Here is an 18,865-nt window from a genome sequence, read left to right as displayed (position 1 = left end):
TGGAGAAAATTATGATTAAAGAACATACAATTGTTATTGCAATATCGGGAGTGTCAGGTGGGGGAAAACAACAATAACTAAAGAATTGAGTAGTTTTTTAAATAACGCAAAAATTTTATTCTTTGATGATTATGATTTTGATAATTCTCCTAATGACATTTGTGAATGGGTAGAGAGTGGAGCAAACTATGATGAATGGAACTTAAGTAAATTAGTTTATGATATAGAGTCCTTGCTGTCAGATGAAAAGCAAAGACTTAATTATATATTACTTGATTATCCATTTGCATATAAAAATAAGGAAGTTGCTCAATTTATTGATTACGCAATATTTATTGATACACCATTAGATATTGCTATGGGAAGAAGAATTTTAAGAGACTTCAAAAACGAACCTAAAGAAAATTTATTTATAGATATTAAAAACTATCTTTCTATTGGAAGAGTAGCATATTTAGAAATGCTAAATACAATTAAGCCTAATTCTGATTTAATAGTTGATGGTAGTTTGCCTACTATTAAAATAATAAATGAAATATTAGAGAAGCTAAAAGGTATAAATAAAAGTAAAATGTTTAGATAAAAATCTTAAAATTAGGCGAATTAGATAGACTATAATTTAGTATATATTTGTATTATGATATGGGACAAATATAACTTATATAATTTTTATCGAGCAAAGTGTGGTGAATACATGATTAAAATGTTTAAAATTAAAAGAAAATTTTTCGTGTTTGGCGCAATACTAACTTTGTTTTTTATAGGATATGTATGGCAAGATACGATGCAAAAAATTGAAATTGAGAGATATAGGTCTGTAGGAACATTTGTGAATGTGAATTCTCATAATATACATACCTATGTACAAGGAGATGGAACCACGTGTTTTGTTTTTATGGCAGGCTCTGGTACTCCTTGTGCATATTCGGATTTTTACAACTTACAAAATGAATTTAGTCAATATTCGAAAACAATAACGTATGATCATGCTGGATTTGGATGGAGTGAGAAAACATCCAGTTCTCGTGTAGTGGATACTTTGGCAGATGAATTAAACTCAATTTTGAATGAGGTTGATGCTGGAAATGAGTGTATTCTCATTTGTCATTCTCTTGCCTCGTTGGAAGCTATACGTTTTGCACAACTATATTCTAACAGAGTGAAAGGAATTGTGTTTTTAGATTCTGGAAGTCCTGAATTTTATAGTACGAATTCGGAATTGCAATCATATATTCTTAATAGAGTCTGCTCTGCGCTTCGAGTTACAGGCATAAATCGGTTACTCGGAAACTTTGGAGTTTATTTACCTATTGTCGGTGAAAATGATAGGATTTCAATGTTGCCCGATGAAATAAAACATATAGATAAAGTTATGTATTATCGCTATCTTGGCAATAAAGCTAATGTAGCTAATATAAATTTAATTAATGAAAATGCGCAGACCGTCTTGAATGGGAATACTCTTGTAGATATTCCTATACTTGTTCTATCATCTGATAGTGGTGAGAAATGGGGAAGTGTTCAGAACCAATTGAGCAAGTGGTCGGAAAACAACCATCAAGTTACTATTGAAAATTCTGGGCATTATATTCATTGGACAAATCAGCATAAAGTAATAGAAAAAATCCATAGTTTTGTTGAAGATATAAATAAGTGATATGAAAAGATCAAATTGGATTTGTTGCACCCATAAATTAGTTTCACAAATTATAAGTTTCTATAAGAATATTTAGATATCCAAAAGAGGACCTAAGTACATAATGACGTCACTTCAGAAAAAGGCGTTCCTTCCATATCAGATGGATGCTAGTACTTTAAAGATATTCATTATATAATAAAAGAACAGTTAATACGTTATAGTATAAATTGGCGAACTTAAGATTATTTATACTAAGCTGTTGAAAGTAGAGGGAAAAGATATGTTTGTTGATTATCATAATAGTATCGTGAATCTTGCTTGCTCTATCTTAGAATATTTTGGTGCTGAGAGTGAACATAGTACACTAAAAGAAGTGGATGAGCTTTTGAAATATCAATATAAAAATGTAGTTATCTTGCTATTGGATGGATTAGGGATTGATACATTACAATATCATTTATCGGAAAATGGTTTTTTTCGAAAGAATTTGATTAAAGAATATTCATCTGTGTTTCCTCCAACTACTACATCAGCAACGACCTCTATTGAAAGTGGTTTAACCCCTTTGGAACATGGGTGGTTAGGATGGAGTTTGTATTTTAGTGAAATAAATAAAATTGTAAACGCATTTATTAATACGGAAAAAGACACAGAAATTCATGTGGCGGATTATCATGTTGCCAGTGAAATTTTACCGTATAAAAGTATTTACGAAAAAATAAGAGATGCTGGGATGGCTAATGCATATAGTGTGTCGAAATTCGGAAGTAATAAAATAAAAACATTCGATGAATTGACGCATGAAGTAGAACGGTTGTGTGCTACCTCCGAGAAAAAATACATATATGGATATTGGGAAAATCCTGATAGCTTAATGCATGAGTTTGGTTGCTATAACAGTCTGGTTACTGAGAATATAAAAGAACTCGAAGAAAAAGTAACAGATATGTGCAAAAGATTATCCGATACATTGGTTATTGTTACTGCAGACCATGGACATTGTAATTTGAAGCACTATATTTTGAGTGATTATCCTAAGTTAATTACTATGTTAAAACGTCCAACTTCTATCGAAACAAGAGCTACAGCTTTCTATATAAAAGATGAATATTTAAATGATTTTCCCATTGAATTCAATTATAATTTTGGCGACGACTTTTTATTGTATTCAAAAGAAGAGGTTATCGAAAAGAATATATTTGGTGTTGGAAAAATGCATCCTAAGTTTGAAGAATTCATAGGGGATTATTTAGCAATAGCAATTAATGACAAAGGTATTGTATATTCTCAAAAATCAAATCAATTTATTTCCAATCATGCTGGGATGACTGAACAGGAAATGAAGATACCGCTTATAGCAATATGTAAAAAATGAGCATTTTCAAAAGTTAGTTCGCATTTTTCTAATATTGCGTAACAAAGAAAGAAAATAAATTAAATTTGTTCGTTTAATTATATTACTCTATCAATATTTATATCTAACAGAGTGAATTTTTTTAATAGAAACTATAGTGGATGGTAAAGTAAGAGGTTAAATCTTAACATGAGGTATAACAAATTTTTTCTCAAACATTGAGTTTTATAGCTTCATCGTGCAAAACTTAAAAATGCTATGTGATGCGCCCTATGCATTTGAGCAAAATTTAGAAATTCTTAATTTATTTTAGAAAGATATCGTTAAAATGCTGCACATGTCTGACCGAAGGGAGTTTGTCAGCATTAGGGAGTTTTATAAAATAAATTTTAGAAGTTCTTATTGTAGCGAATCAGCATAAGAAGCATTGCATAGCATTTTGGATTTGTTGCACCCGTAAATTGTTTTCACATTTATAAGTTTCTACAAAAATAATTAGATATCCAAAAGATGATCTAAGTACATAATGACCTCGCGTCACAAAAAGGCGCTCTTCCCATTATATACTTAGGTCCCTTATGCTTTACAAATACCTTATGAGTTTACCAACATTTCATTTTTACTTAGCACTTTATATATGGAGCCTATAATTCCTGCCTTGTTTCCTAAATTGCCAAATTTAACTTTAGGTAGAAAAGGAACTAGATTTTTTAAGATTTCTTCTATGGTTTTTATTCCTTCTTCTCCGATGTTTAAAGCTTCTCCGCCTAATATGACAACCTCTGGGTTTATTATGGATATTAAATTTGCAATGGCATAACTCCAATGAAGGTAAATGTCATTAAGTAGATTTTTATATGATTCATCCTCACTGCTTTTTTCTACAATGTATTTTATTATGCTATATTCTCCTTTGAGTGCATCTCCTTTGTCTTTAATAAAATCCCTTAATGCTGTTGAAGAATAATTGCTTTCAAAAACACCTTGCTCATGGTTATCTCTTTTTTTAAAATTTCCAACCACCATGTACCCTATTTCTCCAGAAGCTTGGTCTGCCCCTCTGTAAAGTTCTCCATTTATCATAAGTCCTGCTCCTATACCATTTCCAAAGTATATATAAGCCATATTAGTTTTTTTATCTTTACTTTTATTGTCATAAGCATTGTAATATTCTCCAAGGCACATTAAATTAACGTCATTATCTATAAATATTGGTACATCGATCCAGCTTTCAATTTTGTTTTTAAGAAGAATTCCCTTATATTTTATTTCTGGGGCAAACATTATCTCTTCACGCTCATCTTTAACTATGCCCGGGATTCCCATGGATATCCCCATTAGGTTATCCATCTCTAAATTATTATCTTCTAAGAGTTTAGAAACAGCAGCCCTAAATTCCTTGGCTACTGTCTCCTCCTCTCTAGAATCCTCTACAAAAATAAATTCTGTAGACATAATCTCCCCTAAAAGATTTCCTAGTGCTAACTGAATTCCTACATTTGTAAACATAGCTCCAATAATTACATACTTTCTAGAATTGAACTTAAGCCTCATAGGTCTTCTTCCTACTTGAGTTCTTTCTCTGCCTTCCTCGAAAACCCATCCTTCATTAATAAGCTCATTCATCAATGAACTTATACTTGGCTTAGATAGGTTAGTAATCTTTGATATATCTGCCCTAGAAAGCCCCTCGTTACTTTTTAATATATCCAATATAATATTTTTATTGATTTTTTTCATTAATTTCATGTTGCCTAATTCTTTTTTTGTCATAAAATCACCACTTGCTCTTTTACTTTCTGCATATTTAACGGATTTAATAAATTTGAATGTTTTAATCCTAGAATCATTGCTCCAAAAATCGGCTTAACATCCATATGAACTATATTACATTTATTATAATTTTCCATAACCTTTTTAACAAGAATATCTTTTAGTGAGGTGTTATTCTCCAAGAGCCCTCCAAGCAATACTAAGGTAAAGTCTTCTTTTAAATGTAACTTATCTACCACTACATTTAAATGACTTAGCAATTCCTCTGCAGCCATATTCACTATTTTAAGAGCTAATTCGTCTCCATGAGAAGCAGAATTAAAAACATCTTTAGCAAGTGCTGATACTTTTTTTATAGAATAATCCTCACTATATACCCAGCCCATTAATTCTTCTATATTTTCTAGTTTTAAACTATTCAATATATTTTCTCTTAATAGAGTGCTCTCTTTTCTTCCATCCTCACTATGAAAAATAAATTTTATTGCCTGACTTCCTATCCAAAAGCCGCTTCCCTCATCTCCTACTATATATCCCCATCCACCAGTTCTATAATATTGATTTTCATTGTTTTTTCCATAACATATAGAACCGGTACCAGATATTATTAAAACCCCTTCTCTATCTTCCAGGGCGCCATTTAAAGTTATATAAGCGTCATTTTCCAGTATATATTTATCTACAGTTATATTTAACTCATCAAATATACTTTTAAATATTCTCTCCATTACTTTTTTATCTTTTCCCGTATCGTTACCAGCAATTCCTGCTATAACACATTCTATCTTACTCACCTTACAGGAATACTTTTTTTCATAATGTTCCATCGCATTTAAAATAGACTTTTTTATGCTTTCCTTTGATTTTTCTTCACCAATGCTTTGATAATTACAAGAACCGCTTTCCCCTACTCCAGCTATATTACTTTCATAGTCTAATAAAGCTGATAAACACTTTGTGCCTCCACCATCTATAGAAAGAACGGGTAAAAATACTTTATTTCTCATACTCCCTCACCATTTCTTTTGATAAACTCTCTATATTGTTAATGCTGTTTGCTATGGAGGCAAATTTTTCACTATACCAGTTTATATTGCTTGCATTTTTATTTCTTCCCTTAAAAATCATATCTTTCATTGACTTTGGGGCTGGCCCGCCTTCTACACTTCTTATGTTTACAAAATTATATGGATCTAATGCCCTTTTGATGATTTCTTCATGGAATTCTATTTTTTCCCCGCACTTTTCCTCATATAGGTTTTCTAACATTTTTCTATCTATGTCCTTTGGTAAAAGTCCTTCTTTCATACATTTATCCACTGATGCACTTACAATACTATGAGCTAATCTAAAAGGTATTTTGTATTCTCTCACTAAAGTATCAGCAAGCTCTGTCACCACAGCAAAGCTTTTCTCTACCCTATCTTTTAATACTTCTTTATTGATTTCTAAAGTTGCCATTATGCTATATAATAAATCATATATATCCTTCATGGTATCTATAGCCTTCCAAATATAAGGTTGAGCATCATCCTCTGTATCTACAATATCTCCATAAGGAGTGTTATGAAGCATAGTTAATATAGTAGAACAATTTCCTATGACCGCTGAAAGTAATGCTCTCATGTGTTCAATAGATACAGGATTTCTCTTTTGAGGCATTATGGAGCTTATTTGAACATATCCTCTTGATACTTTTAAAATATTAAATTCTTGGGTAGCCCACAATAGTAAGTCAGATACAAATCTACCTAAGTTTATTGCAGCCAATTGTATTGAGGTAGCCACCTCTCCTAGGTAATCTCCTCCTCCTATACAGTCATAGGAGTTTTCAATTACATCATTAAATGCTAAAAGCTCACTCATTCTATCTCTATTTACATTAAACCCACTGGTAGTGATGGCCGCAGCACCTAAAGCACTCCTATTACATGTGTTAAAGGCACTTTTAAATCTTACTATGTCCCTATTGATAACCCATTGAATTCCCATGGTATAATGTCCTAAATAAGTTGGTTGAGCCTGTTGAGTATGGGTATGGGCTATCATTATAGTTTCTTTATGTTCCTCTGAAAATTCTATAATTACCTTTTGAACCTCGCATGCAGATTTATAAAGGGATAATAATCTATCTCTAATAACGAGTCTATATAAAGCAACTGCCATGTCATTTCTACTTCTAGCTATGTGAAGATTGCCACCTATATCTCCACTATTTTTTATAATATTGCTTTCCACTTCAAAGTATAAATCTTCAAATTCCCCAGTATATTGGCTGTTTCTGAATTTATCCTTATCCACTTCCAATATACCTTTCATAATGCTTTTGGCATCTTCTTTTTTAATTATTTCCTGCTCCTTTAACATTATTAAATGAGCTTTATTTACTAACATCATATAGTCCAATAAATTTTTCTTAGCTTCATTATATGCAGGCTCTAACTCTATCTTTGAATAGGATTTTACAGGAAATTTAGTTCCCTCAAGTTCTTCTACTTGCTCTCTAATTTGACTTAGATTTAAATATTTTTCTCCCATAAATTAAATCTCCTTCCTGTATTTAATCCATTGATCTATAAGGGTTTTTAAGTTCTTTTCCCCTTCTTCAATTATTAATTTTCCACTTTCACTAGATATTCTAGAAATCAAACCTGTATATCCATCCCATCCTTTTGGCGTTGATTCTACACACACATGAGGAATCTTCGAGTTTATCTTTATAGTGTGTAAATCTACATCCTCTTTAATAACTTCTACACTATCCTCATCTATAGCTTTTACTGCTGACATTTCATAAGGTCCACCATGCCCTTTTCCTATATCACCATTAAAGAGATTTTTTTCTTTTATAAATTCATCTGATACAAGCTGCCACCAGTTTACCATCAATAAACTTACATCTTCATACTTGCCTGTTATATATTCTCCGCTACTTCTAACTGTAGACATGTTACCATCATGGGCATTTAAAACTAAGATATTTTTTATGCCGTTTTTCACCAAAGATTCAAATATATCATTTAAGTAGCTTATCATAGTTTCTGGCTTTATGCTTATAGTTCCAGGATAGTTATAAGTTTTGCCAGGACATGTTGTATATGCAATAATGGGCATTAAAATGCACTCATACTCTTTTTCTATATATTTTGAAAAATGCTCTGCTAGTAAAGAGTCCGTTCCTTGTGGAGAATGTTCTCCATGATATTCCAAGCTACCTATTGGCAGCACAGTAAAAATACTTTTTGATATTTTCTCATTTATCTCTCTTCCTTTAATTTTCCTATAATCCAATTAAATCACCTTCCTTTATATAGCTGATACACTTTCTCCTTTAAGTCTTTCAGAAGTGAATAATACTATTACTAAAAGTACTATTTGTAAAACACCATAAGCACAAGCCGTACCAAATTCAAAGGAATACATTCTCTGAAATATTTCAACGGAAATCGGAGTAGTATTTACTGTATATAATAAAATTGAAGCTACGAATTCTCCAATTCCCTGCACAAAGCCTAATAGCATTCCAGCTGCCATGCCTGAAAAAACCATAGGTATTACCACCTTTATAAAGCTATAAAACCACCCTGCTCCTAAATTTCTAGCTGCTTCTTCTGCTGAACCATCCATTTGGGCAAAACTTGCTGATGTAGATCTATATACTAGTGGCAAATGTCTCACAAAATATGCAAGAGGTAAAATCCAATAGGTTCCTACAAGTATCTTTCCAAAACTAAAAAATGATGGTCTATTGAAAGCCGCTATTAAATTTATAGCTACAACAGTGCCAGGTAATGACCAAGGTATCATTATAATAGAATCTACAAAAGAATTTCCTCTAAATCTAAACCTACTGAGTAGATATGCTGCAATAAGACCAAATACAGCATTTCCTAAGGTAGCAATCAAACTCATAACTACACTATTTTTTATAGGTATCCATGTCTTTGCATTAGTAAATAGATCTTTATAGTGATCCAATGTATATTTAGGTGGTAGTATTTGAGTTGTCCATGTACCATCCTGTGAGAAGGATATTAATATGATTACTATTATTGGAAGCATTAAGAAGATAACTAAAATAAATGACGCTATTGCTGCCACATATTTTCCCCATTTATTCTTAACCTCCGTTCTATGAACTCCCACACCCTTATTTACATTTTTGTAGTTTCTTTTATTTTCATACCATCTCATAAGTATCAAGAACATAATAGACACTAAAGATAGTATGGTTGATTGAGTAGCGGCCATATCTAAGTTTCCATTTGTTCTAGATAAATATATTTGCATTGTCAATGTGTTATCTATACCGTAAATTAGAGGGGCAGTATAGGAAGCCATAGACATCATAAATACCAAAAGGGATGATGCCACTATAGATGGTGTTAGCATTGGTATAATCACTCTAGTAAATACAGTCCATTTACTTGCACCTAGATTATATGCTGCCTCCTCCATAGATGTATCGAAATTTCTTATAGCTGATGAAACAGGTAAGAAAAAATAGGTGTACATTGTAAAGGTGTGTACCATTATTACCCCAGCTATTCCATTTAGATAAAAAGGAACTTTATTAAGAGAAAATAGATGCTGTAAAAACCTAGGTATTATGCCACTTTCCCCATATAAAAAATCAAAGGATATTGTTCCTATTAAAGATGGTAGTGCCATAGGTAGTATTGCTATAATTGCCAAAATCCTTCTCCCAGGGAAACTAAACCTCTCCATAAGAAGAGCTAGTCCTATACCAACTATTCCGCAGGTCACTACACTAATTAATGATATATATACGCTATTTTTCAGCGATTGAATATAAGTAACATTTTCTACATTAAAGAACTCCTTATAGTTTGCAAAATTAATCTTTCCATCTACCATTACACTATTTAAAAAGGTTTTAAATAGTGGATAAACTACATATCCAAATAAAATAAACAATACTGGGATCAATGGTATATACACAAAGTAGGGCGAAGATTTTATGCTCTTTTTTTCACCTTGTATTTTTTTCATCATCTTTCACCCCTCCTTTAATTTACCTTTTCAATAAAGAATATATTATCCTTTGGAACATGTATTTTAATCTCTTCTCCCCTGTTGATTATTGAATGTCCAGTAGATATAAATATTATCTTCCATAAATCTTCTTCAAATTGAGCCATGTATTGTATATTCATACCTGTATATTCTGTCAGCTGCACTTTACCTGTAAGTACATTAAATCCATAATCCTTTTCTGTTGCATCTTTAATGCCTTCAGGTCTTACACAAAATTTCACCTTGTCTCCAACCTTTAGATTTAAATTTTCTCCTTTATTATGAAGGTTTCCTATTAATGAATTGTTACCACCAATTTTTATTTTTACATCTTTACCCTCTATCTCCGCTAGGGTACCTTCAATGATATTGTTTTCACCTATAAAAGAAGCTACAAATGAATTATTTGGTGTATTGTATATTTCTAGTGGTGTTGCAATTTGCTGTATTTCTCCATTTTTCATTATCATTATCCTATCTGATACCGCCATAGCTTCCCCTTGATCGTGGGTAACATATATTGTAGTTATCCCCATATCAAGTTGTAATTTTTTTATTTCCTTTCTCGTCTCCTCCCTTAACTTAGCATCCAAATTTGATAATGGCTCATCAAGTAAAAGTATTTCAGGTTCTATAACCAAAGCTCTTGCAAGAGCAACTCTTTGTTGTTGTCCTCCTGATAGCTCATTAATTTTCCTTTTGCCGAGTCCCGGTAGATTTACCTTCTCTAAAGCACTTTCAACTTTAAAATCTATTTCTTTTTTAGAAAACTTTCTTATCTTCAAACCGAAGGCTACATTTTCTGCCACGCTCATATGAGGAAATAATGCATAGTTTTGAAACACCATACCAATATTTCGCTTATTGGGATCTAAATAAGTTACATTTCTATCTCCAAAGTATATTTCACCTTGTGTAGGAAAGCTGAACCCTGCTATCATTCTTAAAGTAGTAGTTTTGCCACATCCACTTGGCCCTAAAAAAGTAAAAAATTCACCTGGCTGTATATCTATATTTACATTGTTTACCGCTACGAAATCTTTAAAAACTTTTTTAACATCTTTAAGTAAAACATTTTCCAAATCATTAACCTCCCTACTATATAGATTATGCGGTGATTAACACCGCATAATTTTTATTTTTTATTATATTGTCCTTTGATATTTGTATCCCAGTGTTTCATCCACTCTTGCTCTTTTTCAGCAATTACTTGCCAATCGATTGTCATTGGTTTTAAATCAACGCTCTTTAACCAAGATGGCAACTTGTCCTTTTCGATTCCAGTTTGAACTGGTATTTGATACATTTGTTCTGCTAATTCAAGCTTTATACTTTCTTCAAATAGGAACTCATAAAACTTCTTAGCACCTTCTTCATTTTTGCATCCCTTAACTATACCAACGGCATCTACAAGAATTGGAATTCCACTTTCAGGAATTAAATATCCAAATGGTTGATTATGCTGTTCTTTTTGAATCATTATATCTTGTAGGTTCCATAGTGATATTGTTCCTTCTTGTCTAGCAAGTTTTAAGTATAATGCTGTTGGATCTTGAGCATATAACTTAGTATTAGCATCTAATTTCTTTAACCATTCATATCCTTTAGCTGGATCTTTAGGGTCCTGTTTGTAAATTAAAGAACTATATATTGTTCTCATTGTTCCTGAAGGTAAAACCCCTCTTATTATTATCTTGTCTTTATATTTAGCATCTAATAAATCATCCCAATCCTTTGGTAAGTCTCCTTCTTTAAGAACTTCTGTGTTATACATTATAACTTCTGGCAATAATATTTCTCCGTACCATCTATCTTCTTTATCTTTATAAAGCTCTGGTATTTTATCAGAAAAGCTTGGCTTATATGGACTTAATAGCCCTTCTTTAGCAGCTAACTCAAAGGAAGCTTGTGTACCTCCCCACCAAAAGTCAGCTTGTGCATTTTCTTTTTCTCCTCTAACTCTTTCTAGTATCTGTTGTGCCCCCATTGTATTTACTTGAACTTCATATTCTGGATATTTTTCTCTAAATTTTGGTACTAAGTACTCTACAACATTCTTATCACGCGCAGTATAAACAACTAAATTTTGCTTTTCTTTTGGTTGTTTTGCTTCATCCTTGTTAACTGTATCTTTACTTCCACATCCTGCAAGAACAAATGCAGCAAGCAATGCTGTTGCAATTAGCTGTAATCCTTTTCTTTTTGAGAACTTTTTCATTTAATAATACACCCCCAAAATAATTTAATCGTTAACCCTCTCTGAATTTTCAGAATATTTTATTTGTTAATACGATTAACTAATTACATATTAAATATATCATTCTCAAAATTTAATGTCAATAATAGTTAGTAAAATAACAATTTGGTTATTATGACAATATATTCTCCAAACCTTCAATGTCTACTATTTTAATAATATTCTTATCAAACTCTATTAAGCCCTCATCTTGCATATTTATCATTTCTCTTGAAAGGGATGGGCGAGGAATTCCAAGATATTCAGCCATTTCTTTTCTTGATATCGGCAACTTTATTACTTTTGTCTTTTGAGTCTGATAAATATATAATAAGTAACTACATATTTTTTGTCTTATACTTTGATAAGAAAGGGTTTTAACTCTTCTATTTAGCATTAGTATTTTATTTGACAAAACTGCAATGAAATTATTTAATACTATATTATTGTGAGAAAACAATTTTAACATTTCATTTTTAGAAATCATCATTACAGCAGCCTTTTCTATACAAATAATAGTAGCTGGATATTTATGAACATTTGAAAAAACAATAGCCTCACCAAAGGTATTCCCCATTTCAAGTCTATCTATTGTAATAGTTTTACCTGAAGGAAATATCTTTTGTGGTTCTATTTTACCCTGTATAACAATTCCTAAAGAATTACAATCATCTTCTTCTATAGCTACTGTTTCTCCCTTATGATATTCTTCAATTTTATAGTTTATAAAACTCAACATATTTTTTATTTCATTTTCCTCTAATTCCCTAAATACGATGGAACTCTTAAGAGCTATGATAATCTTCTCTTCACTAATTTTCATATACGAACTCTCCTTAAGGTAACCTTTGTTACCGCTTTATATAATTGATTTTATTATAATAAACATATAAAATCAATGTACACTATTTTAGGAGGAATTGAAATGATAAGAAAGATTATTCATATAGAAGAAGAAAAATGTAACGGCTGTGGTCTATGTGTGAATGCTTGCCATGAAGGAGCAATAGAAATGGTAAATGGAAAAGCTAGACTGATTAGCGATGAATACTGTGACGGACTAGGTGATTGTTTACCAGAATGCCCTACAGGAGCTATACTAATGATAGAAAGAGATGCAGAAGAATATAACGAAGAACTAGTTTTAAAAAAGATTGAGGAGAAAAAGACTATTGAACAAAAAACTGCCGAAAAACCTCTACCTTGTGGATGTCCTGGACATGCAGCTAAATTAATCGAAAGAAAGCCAGTAGCTAAAGCTACTATGGCTAAAAAGGATGAGGTTTCTTTAATGGGTGAATCACAATTAAGACAGTGGCCTGTTCAATTGAATTTAATAAATACAAGAGCACCTTATTTAAAGGATGCTAATCTTTTAGTGGCTGCAGATTGTACTGCATATGCCTATGCTAATTTCCATAATGATTTTATAAAAGATCACATCACAGTTATAGGATGTCCTAAACTTGATGATAATAAATACTATGAAGAAAAATTAGCTGAAATCCTAAAACTTAACACCATCAAAAGCATCACTGTAGTTAGAATGGAAGTACCTTGCTGTGGTGGAATAGTAAACGCTGTTAAAAATGCAATGTTAAAATCAGGGGAAATAGTACCTTACAGGGAAGTAACTATTTCAACAGATGGAAATATAATTTAGTATAAAACCCCTATCCTCCCTTGGAAGTGATTTAAAATATAATCTCTTATAAGTAAAACCTCACAGGAAATCTCCTGTGAGGTTTTACTTTTCGGGGTTATATTTAATATATATTATTTAGGCAAAATAGTAAATCTTAATATAAATAGAGCGGCAAGTATATATACAACTGGATGAACTTCTTTAGCTCTTCCTGTAGTCACTTTTACTATTGGATAGAATATTATACCTGCTGCTATTCCATTTGCTATACTGTAAGTAAATGGCATTATAGCAATTGTAAAGAATGCTGGTAAGGCTTCTGTAAAGTCATCAAAGTTAATCTTTGTAACGGCACCCATCATCAACACTCCAACTATAACCAAAGCTGGGGCTGTAGCTTCTGCAGGAACTACTCCAACTAATCCTGTAAAGAACATAGCAAGTAAGAACATACATCCAGTTACTACTGATGTTAAACCAGTTCTACCACCTTCTGAAATTCCTGCTGTAGATTCAACAAAAGTTGTTACAGTGCTTGTACCAAGAAATGCACCGCAAGTAGTAGCAACAGCATCTGCCATTAAAGCTTTATCCATATTCTTCATCTTACCCTTTTCATCTAGCATATTGGCCTTTTGAGCTGTTCCTACTAATGTTCCGATTGTGTCAAACATATCAACTAAACTAAAAGATATTACAACCATGAATACATTTAATAATGCACTAGCTACTCCCACGCCACCAACGTTCAATAATCCTTTTAAATCTAACTGAAAAAATGTCGGTGCTAGTGATGGTGGTGCACTAATTAATTGGCTCATAGGCACTAATTTAGTCACACCTAATGGCACACCTACTACTGTAGTCAATAAAATACCTAATAGTATAGAACCTTTAACTCCCCTAGCCATTAATATCGCAGTAACTGCTATACCTATTAATGTTAATACTGTACCAGGGTTTGTAAAATCTCCAAAAGCCACTAAAGTAGCTGGGTCTGAAACAATTATGTTACCACTTTTTAAACCTATTAAAGCTATAAATAATCCTATACCTCCAGATATAGCCAATTTTAAGTTTTGAGGTATAGCATCTACTATTTTTTCTCTAATTGAAGTTAATGTCATTAATATAAATAATATTCCTGAAATGAATACTGCTGCTAAAGCTTGTTGCCAAGTATACCCTAAAGTTAAACAAACTGAAAAAGTAAAGAATGCATTCAATCCCATTCCTGGCGCTTGTGCAAAAGGAACATTTGCATATAATCCCATTATAAACGTACCAATTGCCGCTGAAATACAAGTAGCTGCAAATACTGACGCTACCACTGGGTCATTTAGCGCGTTTATTCCCGCATTAACGGCATCCGCTCCTAGAAGTCCTTTCGCATTCATACCAGCTTGCATTAAAATTCCTGGATTAACGAAAATAATATAAGCCATAGTAATAAAAGTAGTAATACCTGCTATTATTTCTGTTTTCACATTTGTATTATTTTCTGATAGTTTGAAATATGAGTCTAAAAAAGAAGTTTTTACTGGTGAACTACTTTTGTCTTTTATTTTCTGCTGCATTTTGTTACCTCCTAAATAATAAATACGAACATTATCATTATAATTACATATGAATGTTACCATGCCCCTCGAAAAAAGTCAATATATTATATGCAATTTTTATATTATTATTCGTATATAAGGAGATAGTATTGTCACTACAGTTATCATCGTTCGTGTATTATAGAAAAGAAAAATAGCATTTACTGCTAGAAATATCTTTAGTAAATGCTATTTAAAAAAAACTAAATTAATTAGAACCTGCTACTTTTTTCAATTCCACGTACTCTTCATTTTCTTCATTGCTAGAGAGTTTATCGAAATATTTCTTTGTTTCACTAACTACTACTCCACTTAATCCTATAAGAGCTATAAGATTAGGAATTGCCATTAAACCATTAACTATATCAGCTATAATCCATATTAAATCTAATTTTAATATAGATAATCCTCCTATAGCAACAATAGAAATAAATATATATCTATAAGGTTTTATACCTTTTACCCCAAATAAATACTCTGTACATCTTTCACCATAGTAATTCCAGCCTAATATTGTTGTAAAAGCAAAGAACATTAATCCTATTGTGATTATAAATTTTCCAACATAGGGTATGGATATTCCATTTACAAAAGCCAAATTAGTCATAGCCGCTCCTGCTAAATCTGTTTTCCACGCACCAGTTAATACTAATGTTAGACCTGTCATAGTACAGATTACTATAGTATCAACAAATGTACCTGTCATAGATATAAGTCCTTGTCTTACGCAGGATTTAGTTTTTGCTGCTGCCGCCGCAATAGGTGCACTTCCTAGTCCAGACTCATTTGAAAATACCCCTCTTGCTATACCATTTTGTATGGCATTTTTCACTGTTGCACCTAAGAATCCCCCAATAGCAGCTGCAGGAGTAAAAGCGCTGACAATTATTAATTTTATAGCCTCTGGCAAAACTTTAACGTTTAATCCTAATATAGTTAATGATGCTACTATATATAAAACTGCCATGAAAGGAACTATTTTTTCTGCAACCTTAGCAATATTCTTTATACCACCTAGTGTTACCATAGCAACTAATATTGTAATTATAATTCCTGTTAAAATTACTGGAACTCCATAAGAATCCTTTAATGAATCAGAAATAGCATTTATTTGAGCAAAAGTACCTATACCAAAGAAAGCTACTCCAATTCCAAATATAGCAAACATTTTTGCCAAAAATTTATTTCCTAGCCCTCTTTCTATATAATACATAGGACCTCCGGCCATTTGTCCATTTTTATCAGTCACTCTATATTTAACTGCTAATAACCCTTCCGCATATTTAGTAGCCATACCAAAAAATGCTGCTATCCACATCCAAAATATAGCACCTGGTCCGCCAGCCTTTACCGCAGTTGCAACACCTACTATATTTCCTGTACCTATTGTGGCAGCTAGTGCCGTACACAAAGCTTGGAAACTTGTAACATCACCTTCGCCTTGACTATCATCATCTTCTTTAGAAAACATGTACTTAAATGCTAAAGGAAGTTTTGTGATTTGAATACATTTCAAACGAAGCGTAAGATATACACCTGTACCTACTAATAGAATTAGTAAAGGTGCTCCCCATACTATTGAATCGATTTTGTTAAAGATTTGAATTAAATTTTCCATTTTCCATCCTCCCAATATTTTGATTATTGAGGACAGTGGATGAACAGAAGCATCGCAAATAAATAGAGGTACTTCAAAAAAATAGAAGACCTCTGGATAACTATCTATTCTCTGTCCTTTTACCTGAGAGTTTCATTGGATTTCTCCAATTTGCTCCTTCGGTGCTCTTAAAAGAGTCTCTCCAGAGTTTCGTCCGATAACAGTCCTCACCCTAACTGGGATACCTGAAAGATTTGCATCTTCGGTGGGCTTTCGCCACTCTCCTGCTACCATCATCCGAACCATATTAATTTTTAAATTGAAATTCTATATATAATTATACAACTTTATAAGAAATTATTCAATAGCCAATTATACTATTTTTTTAAGCTTTTTTATTAAAGGTAGCGCTATCAATATTCCTACAACAGCTTGCACAATATAGCCAGGTATTTCTACTAATCCAATTATAAAGCTTTCTTTAATAGTGGCTGTTGGCACAAAGAAATACTTTGTCAACACAACATTTGCTAAATAATATCCCACTATCATCCAAACTCCCGCCATTATAAATGCAATTAAATTATTCTTAAAGTTTTCCCCATTGTATTCCCCTCTATAAGCTATGGATGCTGCTATATACGCCATAACCGCTTTAATTATTAGTGTGGATGGCGCCCAAATTGCATACCCAGATAATACATCAGCTAAAACCATTCCTGTAGCTCCTATAAAAGCTCCTTTTTTCTTGCCAAATAATATAGCAGCTAAAAATATCATACTATCCCCCGCATGAGTATACCCAACTTTACTTGGTATTTTCACGAACATTGTAAGTAAGCAAGTTAATGCTATCATTAAGGCAATTTGAACCATCTCATAAGTCTTTGTTTTTGTTGTTACTCCATTTTGCATAGCAGTTCCCCCTTTATTTACCCAAGTTTATTTTAATAACTTTATTTATGTAACTCTATTTACTATTATATGGATTAAAGCCATTTTATCAAATGTATGGATACACTTTTAGCAATTGAGAATTGATAGTTGATAATTGAGAATTAGCAACATATAACTTAAATAAAAAGAACTTTTCCAGTATTTGTTATATAATATATGTATAGCTAAGATTTAAAGGAGAGAATTTCATGAGTAATCTATTTGATCTAACAGGGAAAGTTGCAATTGTTACTGGCGCTTCAAGCGGCATAGGTGTTCAAATTGCTAAAGCGTTTGCTAGACAAGGAGCTGATGTGGCAATACTTGCAAGAAGATATGAAAAATTAAAAGAAGTGACTACAGAAATAGAAGCCCTTGGCAGGAAAGCCCTTCCTATAAAATGTGACGTTACAATAGAAAAGCAAGTCATTAATGCTGTAAATACTGTTTTAAATACCTTTGGGAAAATAGATATATTAATGAACAATGCTGGAGTAGATTCCGTAGGTTCTGTTGATTCAATTGAAGAAGCTGAATGGGATAGAGTTATGGATACAAATTTAAAAGGTGTATTTTTAATGTCAAAACACGTTGTAAAACATATGAAGAAAAGAAATTATGGAAAAATTATAAATACCAGTTCCGTTTGTGCCATTATTGGAGGCAAATATGAACCTCTTCATGCTTATAATGCTTCAAAAGGTGCTGTAATAAGCTTAACTAAGGGTATGGCAGCTTCATTAGCTCGATACGGAATAACTGTAAATGGAATTGGACCTAGTCTTTTTGAAACAGAAATGACTTCCCCAGAGCTTTTTGAAGAAAGTAGTTTAAAGATCTACAATGAAATTTGTCCTGCTGGAAGACCTGGTAATGCTGGTGAATTAGACGGTGCTGTTATTTATTTTGCCTCTGACGCCTCCAGCTATACTACTGGCCAAACATTGTTTATTGATGGTGGCTTCACATCTATTTAAGTGAAAAAGTATCATTTTAAGTGAAAAGTATGATTAAATAATTTTTAGCTTCAGATGGAGTTTGCTTGTAAAG

General features: G+C 32.1%; 16 protein-coding genes and 1 riboswitch. Of the genes, 5 read left to right on the top strand and 11 right to left on the bottom strand.

What is annotated here, in order from left to right:
* The first annotated feature begins 43 nt into the window (after positions 1 to 43).
* From RYO54_RS13215 to RYO54_RS13205, 3 genes are all read left to right on the top strand, one after another.
* Positions 44 to 583 carry a hypothetical protein gene (locus RYO54_RS13215; protein WP_315119690.1) on the top strand — a complete coding sequence of 180 codons (540 nt, stop codon included), beginning with the start codon at positions 44 to 46 and terminating at the stop codon, positions 581 to 583.
* 120 nt (positions 584 to 703) lie between these two features.
* On the top strand, positions 704 to 1,657 hold the full coding sequence (locus RYO54_RS13210; protein WP_315119585.1) for an alpha/beta fold hydrolase: 954 nt from the start codon (positions 704 to 706) through the stop codon (positions 1,655 to 1,657).
* A 289-nt stretch (positions 1,658 to 1,946) separates the two neighbouring features.
* A complete protein-coding gene (locus RYO54_RS13205) occupies positions 1,947 to 3,014 on the top strand; it encodes an alkaline phosphatase family protein (RefSeq protein ID WP_315119582.1) in 1,068 nt (355 codons plus the stop codon).
* A 573-nt stretch (positions 3,015 to 3,587) separates the two neighbouring features.
* Here the strand turns inward: RYO54_RS13205 and RYO54_RS13200 are convergent.
* From RYO54_RS13200 to RYO54_RS13165, 8 genes are all read right to left on the bottom strand, one after another.
* Entirely contained in the window at positions 3,588 to 4,766 is a 1,179-nt protein-coding gene (locus RYO54_RS13200) for an ROK family transcriptional regulator (RefSeq protein WP_315119579.1), read from the bottom strand.
* The gene (locus RYO54_RS13195) at positions 4,763 to 5,773 is read right to left on the bottom strand and encodes a BadF/BadG/BcrA/BcrD ATPase family protein (protein WP_315119576.1); all 1,011 of its coding nucleotides are present in this window, start codon (positions 5,771 to 5,773) and stop codon (positions 4,763 to 4,765) included. The genes RYO54_RS13200 and RYO54_RS13195 overlap by 4 nt, the downstream gene beginning before the upstream one ends.
* Positions 5,763 to 7,304, bottom strand: a complete 1,542-nt coding sequence (argH, locus tag RYO54_RS13190) for an argininosuccinate lyase (protein WP_315119573.1) — start codon at positions 7,302 to 7,304, stop codon at positions 5,763 to 5,765. The genes RYO54_RS13195 and argH overlap by 11 nt, the downstream gene beginning before the upstream one ends.
* A gap of 3 nt (positions 7,305 to 7,307) precedes the next feature.
* On the bottom strand, positions 7,308 to 8,057 hold the full coding sequence (locus RYO54_RS13185; protein ID WP_315119570.1) for a creatininase family protein: 750 nt from the start codon (positions 8,055 to 8,057) through the stop codon (positions 7,308 to 7,310).
* 15 nt (positions 8,058 to 8,072) lie between these two features.
* Positions 8,073 to 9,782 (bottom strand): iron ABC transporter permease, encoded by a 1,710-nt coding sequence (locus tag RYO54_RS13180; protein WP_315119567.1) that lies wholly within the window; start codon positions 9,780 to 9,782, stop codon positions 8,073 to 8,075.
* Positions 9,783 to 9,796: 14 nt separating this feature from the next.
* Positions 9,797 to 10,885 (bottom strand): ABC transporter ATP-binding protein, encoded by a 1,089-nt coding sequence (locus tag RYO54_RS13175; RefSeq protein WP_315119564.1) that lies wholly within the window; start codon positions 10,883 to 10,885, stop codon positions 9,797 to 9,799.
* Positions 10,886 to 10,938: 53 nt separating this feature from the next.
* Positions 10,939 to 12,021, bottom strand: a complete 1,083-nt coding sequence (locus RYO54_RS13170; RefSeq protein WP_315119562.1) for an extracellular solute-binding protein — start codon at positions 12,019 to 12,021, stop codon at positions 10,939 to 10,941.
* A gap of 151 nt (positions 12,022 to 12,172) precedes the next feature.
* The gene (locus tag RYO54_RS13165; RefSeq protein ID WP_315119558.1) at positions 12,173 to 12,862 is read right to left on the bottom strand and encodes a Crp/Fnr family transcriptional regulator; all 690 of its coding nucleotides are present in this window, start codon (positions 12,860 to 12,862) and stop codon (positions 12,173 to 12,175) included.
* A 102-nt stretch (positions 12,863 to 12,964) separates the two neighbouring features.
* Here RYO54_RS13165 and RYO54_RS13160 point away from each other — a divergent pair, with 102 nt between their 5' ends.
* Positions 12,965 to 13,702 (top strand): 4Fe-4S binding protein, encoded by a 738-nt coding sequence (locus tag RYO54_RS13160; RefSeq protein ID WP_315119556.1) that lies wholly within the window; start codon positions 12,965 to 12,967, stop codon positions 13,700 to 13,702.
* Positions 13,703 to 13,815: 113 nt separating this feature from the next.
* Here RYO54_RS13160 and RYO54_RS13155 read toward each other — a convergent pair whose 3' ends face one another.
* The 3 genes from RYO54_RS13155 to RYO54_RS13145 all read right to left on the bottom strand — a co-directional run bounded on the left by RYO54_RS13155 (position 13,816) and on the right by RYO54_RS13145 (position 17,794).
* Positions 13,816 to 15,261 (bottom strand): NCS2 family permease, encoded by a 1,446-nt coding sequence (locus tag RYO54_RS13155; protein WP_315119552.1) that lies wholly within the window; start codon positions 15,259 to 15,261, stop codon positions 13,816 to 13,818.
* Positions 15,262 to 15,490: 229 nt separating this feature from the next.
* Positions 15,491 to 16,900, bottom strand: coding sequence for a sodium:alanine symporter family protein (locus RYO54_RS13150; protein WP_315119549.1), 1,410 nt, complete (start codon positions 16,898 to 16,900; stop codon positions 15,491 to 15,493).
* A 101-nt stretch (positions 16,901 to 17,001) separates the two neighbouring features.
* Positions 17,002 to 17,095: riboswitch (glycine riboswitch) on the bottom strand.
* 156 nt (positions 17,096 to 17,251) lie between these two features.
* Positions 17,252 to 17,794 (bottom strand): ECF transporter S component, encoded by a 543-nt coding sequence (locus tag RYO54_RS13145; RefSeq protein WP_315119546.1) that lies wholly within the window; start codon positions 17,792 to 17,794, stop codon positions 17,252 to 17,254.
* Between the two features lie 230 nt (positions 17,795 to 18,024).
* Here RYO54_RS13145 and RYO54_RS13140 point away from each other — a divergent pair, with 230 nt between their 5' ends.
* Positions 18,025 to 18,792 (top strand): glucose 1-dehydrogenase, encoded by a 768-nt coding sequence (locus RYO54_RS13140; protein ID WP_315119544.1) that lies wholly within the window; start codon positions 18,025 to 18,027, stop codon positions 18,790 to 18,792.
* Positions 18,793 to 18,865 lie beyond the last annotated feature (73 nt).

The sequence above is a fragment of the uncultured Clostridium sp. genome (assembly GCF_963515715.1).
GTDB lineage: Bacteria > Bacillota > Clostridia > Clostridiales > Clostridiaceae > Clostridium_AW.
The sequence above is the reverse complement of the archived record's forward strand: the minus strand, read 5'-3'. Positions and strand labels throughout refer to the sequence as shown.

What these genes read in the sequence shown, in the direction of transcription:
- RYO54_RS13155 (WP_315119552.1), bottom strand. Translation starts at nt 15,261, where the DNA reads ATGCAGCAGAAAATAAAAGACAAAAGTAGTTCACCAGTAAAAACTTCT.
- RYO54_RS13210 (WP_315119585.1), top strand. Translation starts at nt 704, where the DNA reads ATGTTTAAAATTAAAAGAAAATTTTTCGTGTTTGGCGCAATACTAACT.
- RYO54_RS13195 (WP_315119576.1), bottom strand. Translation starts at nt 5,773, where the DNA reads ATGAGAAATAAAGTATTTTTACCCGTTCTTTCTATAGATGGTGGAGGC.
- RYO54_RS13165 (WP_315119558.1), bottom strand. Translation starts at nt 12,862, where the DNA reads ATGAAAATTAGTGAAGAGAAGATTATCATAGCTCTTAAGAGTTCCATC.
- RYO54_RS13150 (WP_315119549.1), bottom strand. Translation starts at nt 16,900, where the DNA reads ATGGAAAATTTAATTCAAATCTTTAACAAAATCGATTCAATAGTATGG.
- RYO54_RS13140 (WP_315119544.1), top strand. Translation starts at nt 18,025, where the DNA reads ATGAGTAATCTATTTGATCTAACAGGGAAAGTTGCAATTGTTACTGGC.
- argH (WP_315119573.1), bottom strand. Translation starts at nt 7,304, where the DNA reads ATGGGAGAAAAATATTTAAATCTAAGTCAAATTAGAGAGCAAGTAGAA.
- RYO54_RS13160 (WP_315119556.1), top strand. Translation starts at nt 12,965, where the DNA reads ATGATAAGAAAGATTATTCATATAGAAGAAGAAAAATGTAACGGCTGT.
- RYO54_RS13145 (WP_315119546.1), bottom strand. Translation starts at nt 17,794, where the DNA reads ATGCAAAATGGAGTAACAACAAAAACAAAGACTTATGAGATGGTTCAA.
- RYO54_RS13180 (WP_315119567.1), bottom strand. Translation starts at nt 9,782, where the DNA reads ATGATGAAAAAAATACAAGGTGAAAAAAAGAGCATAAAATCTTCGCCC.
- RYO54_RS13170 (WP_315119562.1), bottom strand. Translation starts at nt 12,021, where the DNA reads ATGAAAAAGTTCTCAAAAAGAAAAGGATTACAGCTAATTGCAACAGCA.
- RYO54_RS13200 (WP_315119579.1), bottom strand. Translation starts at nt 4,766, where the DNA reads ATGACAAAAAAAGAATTAGGCAACATGAAATTAATGAAAAAAATCAAT.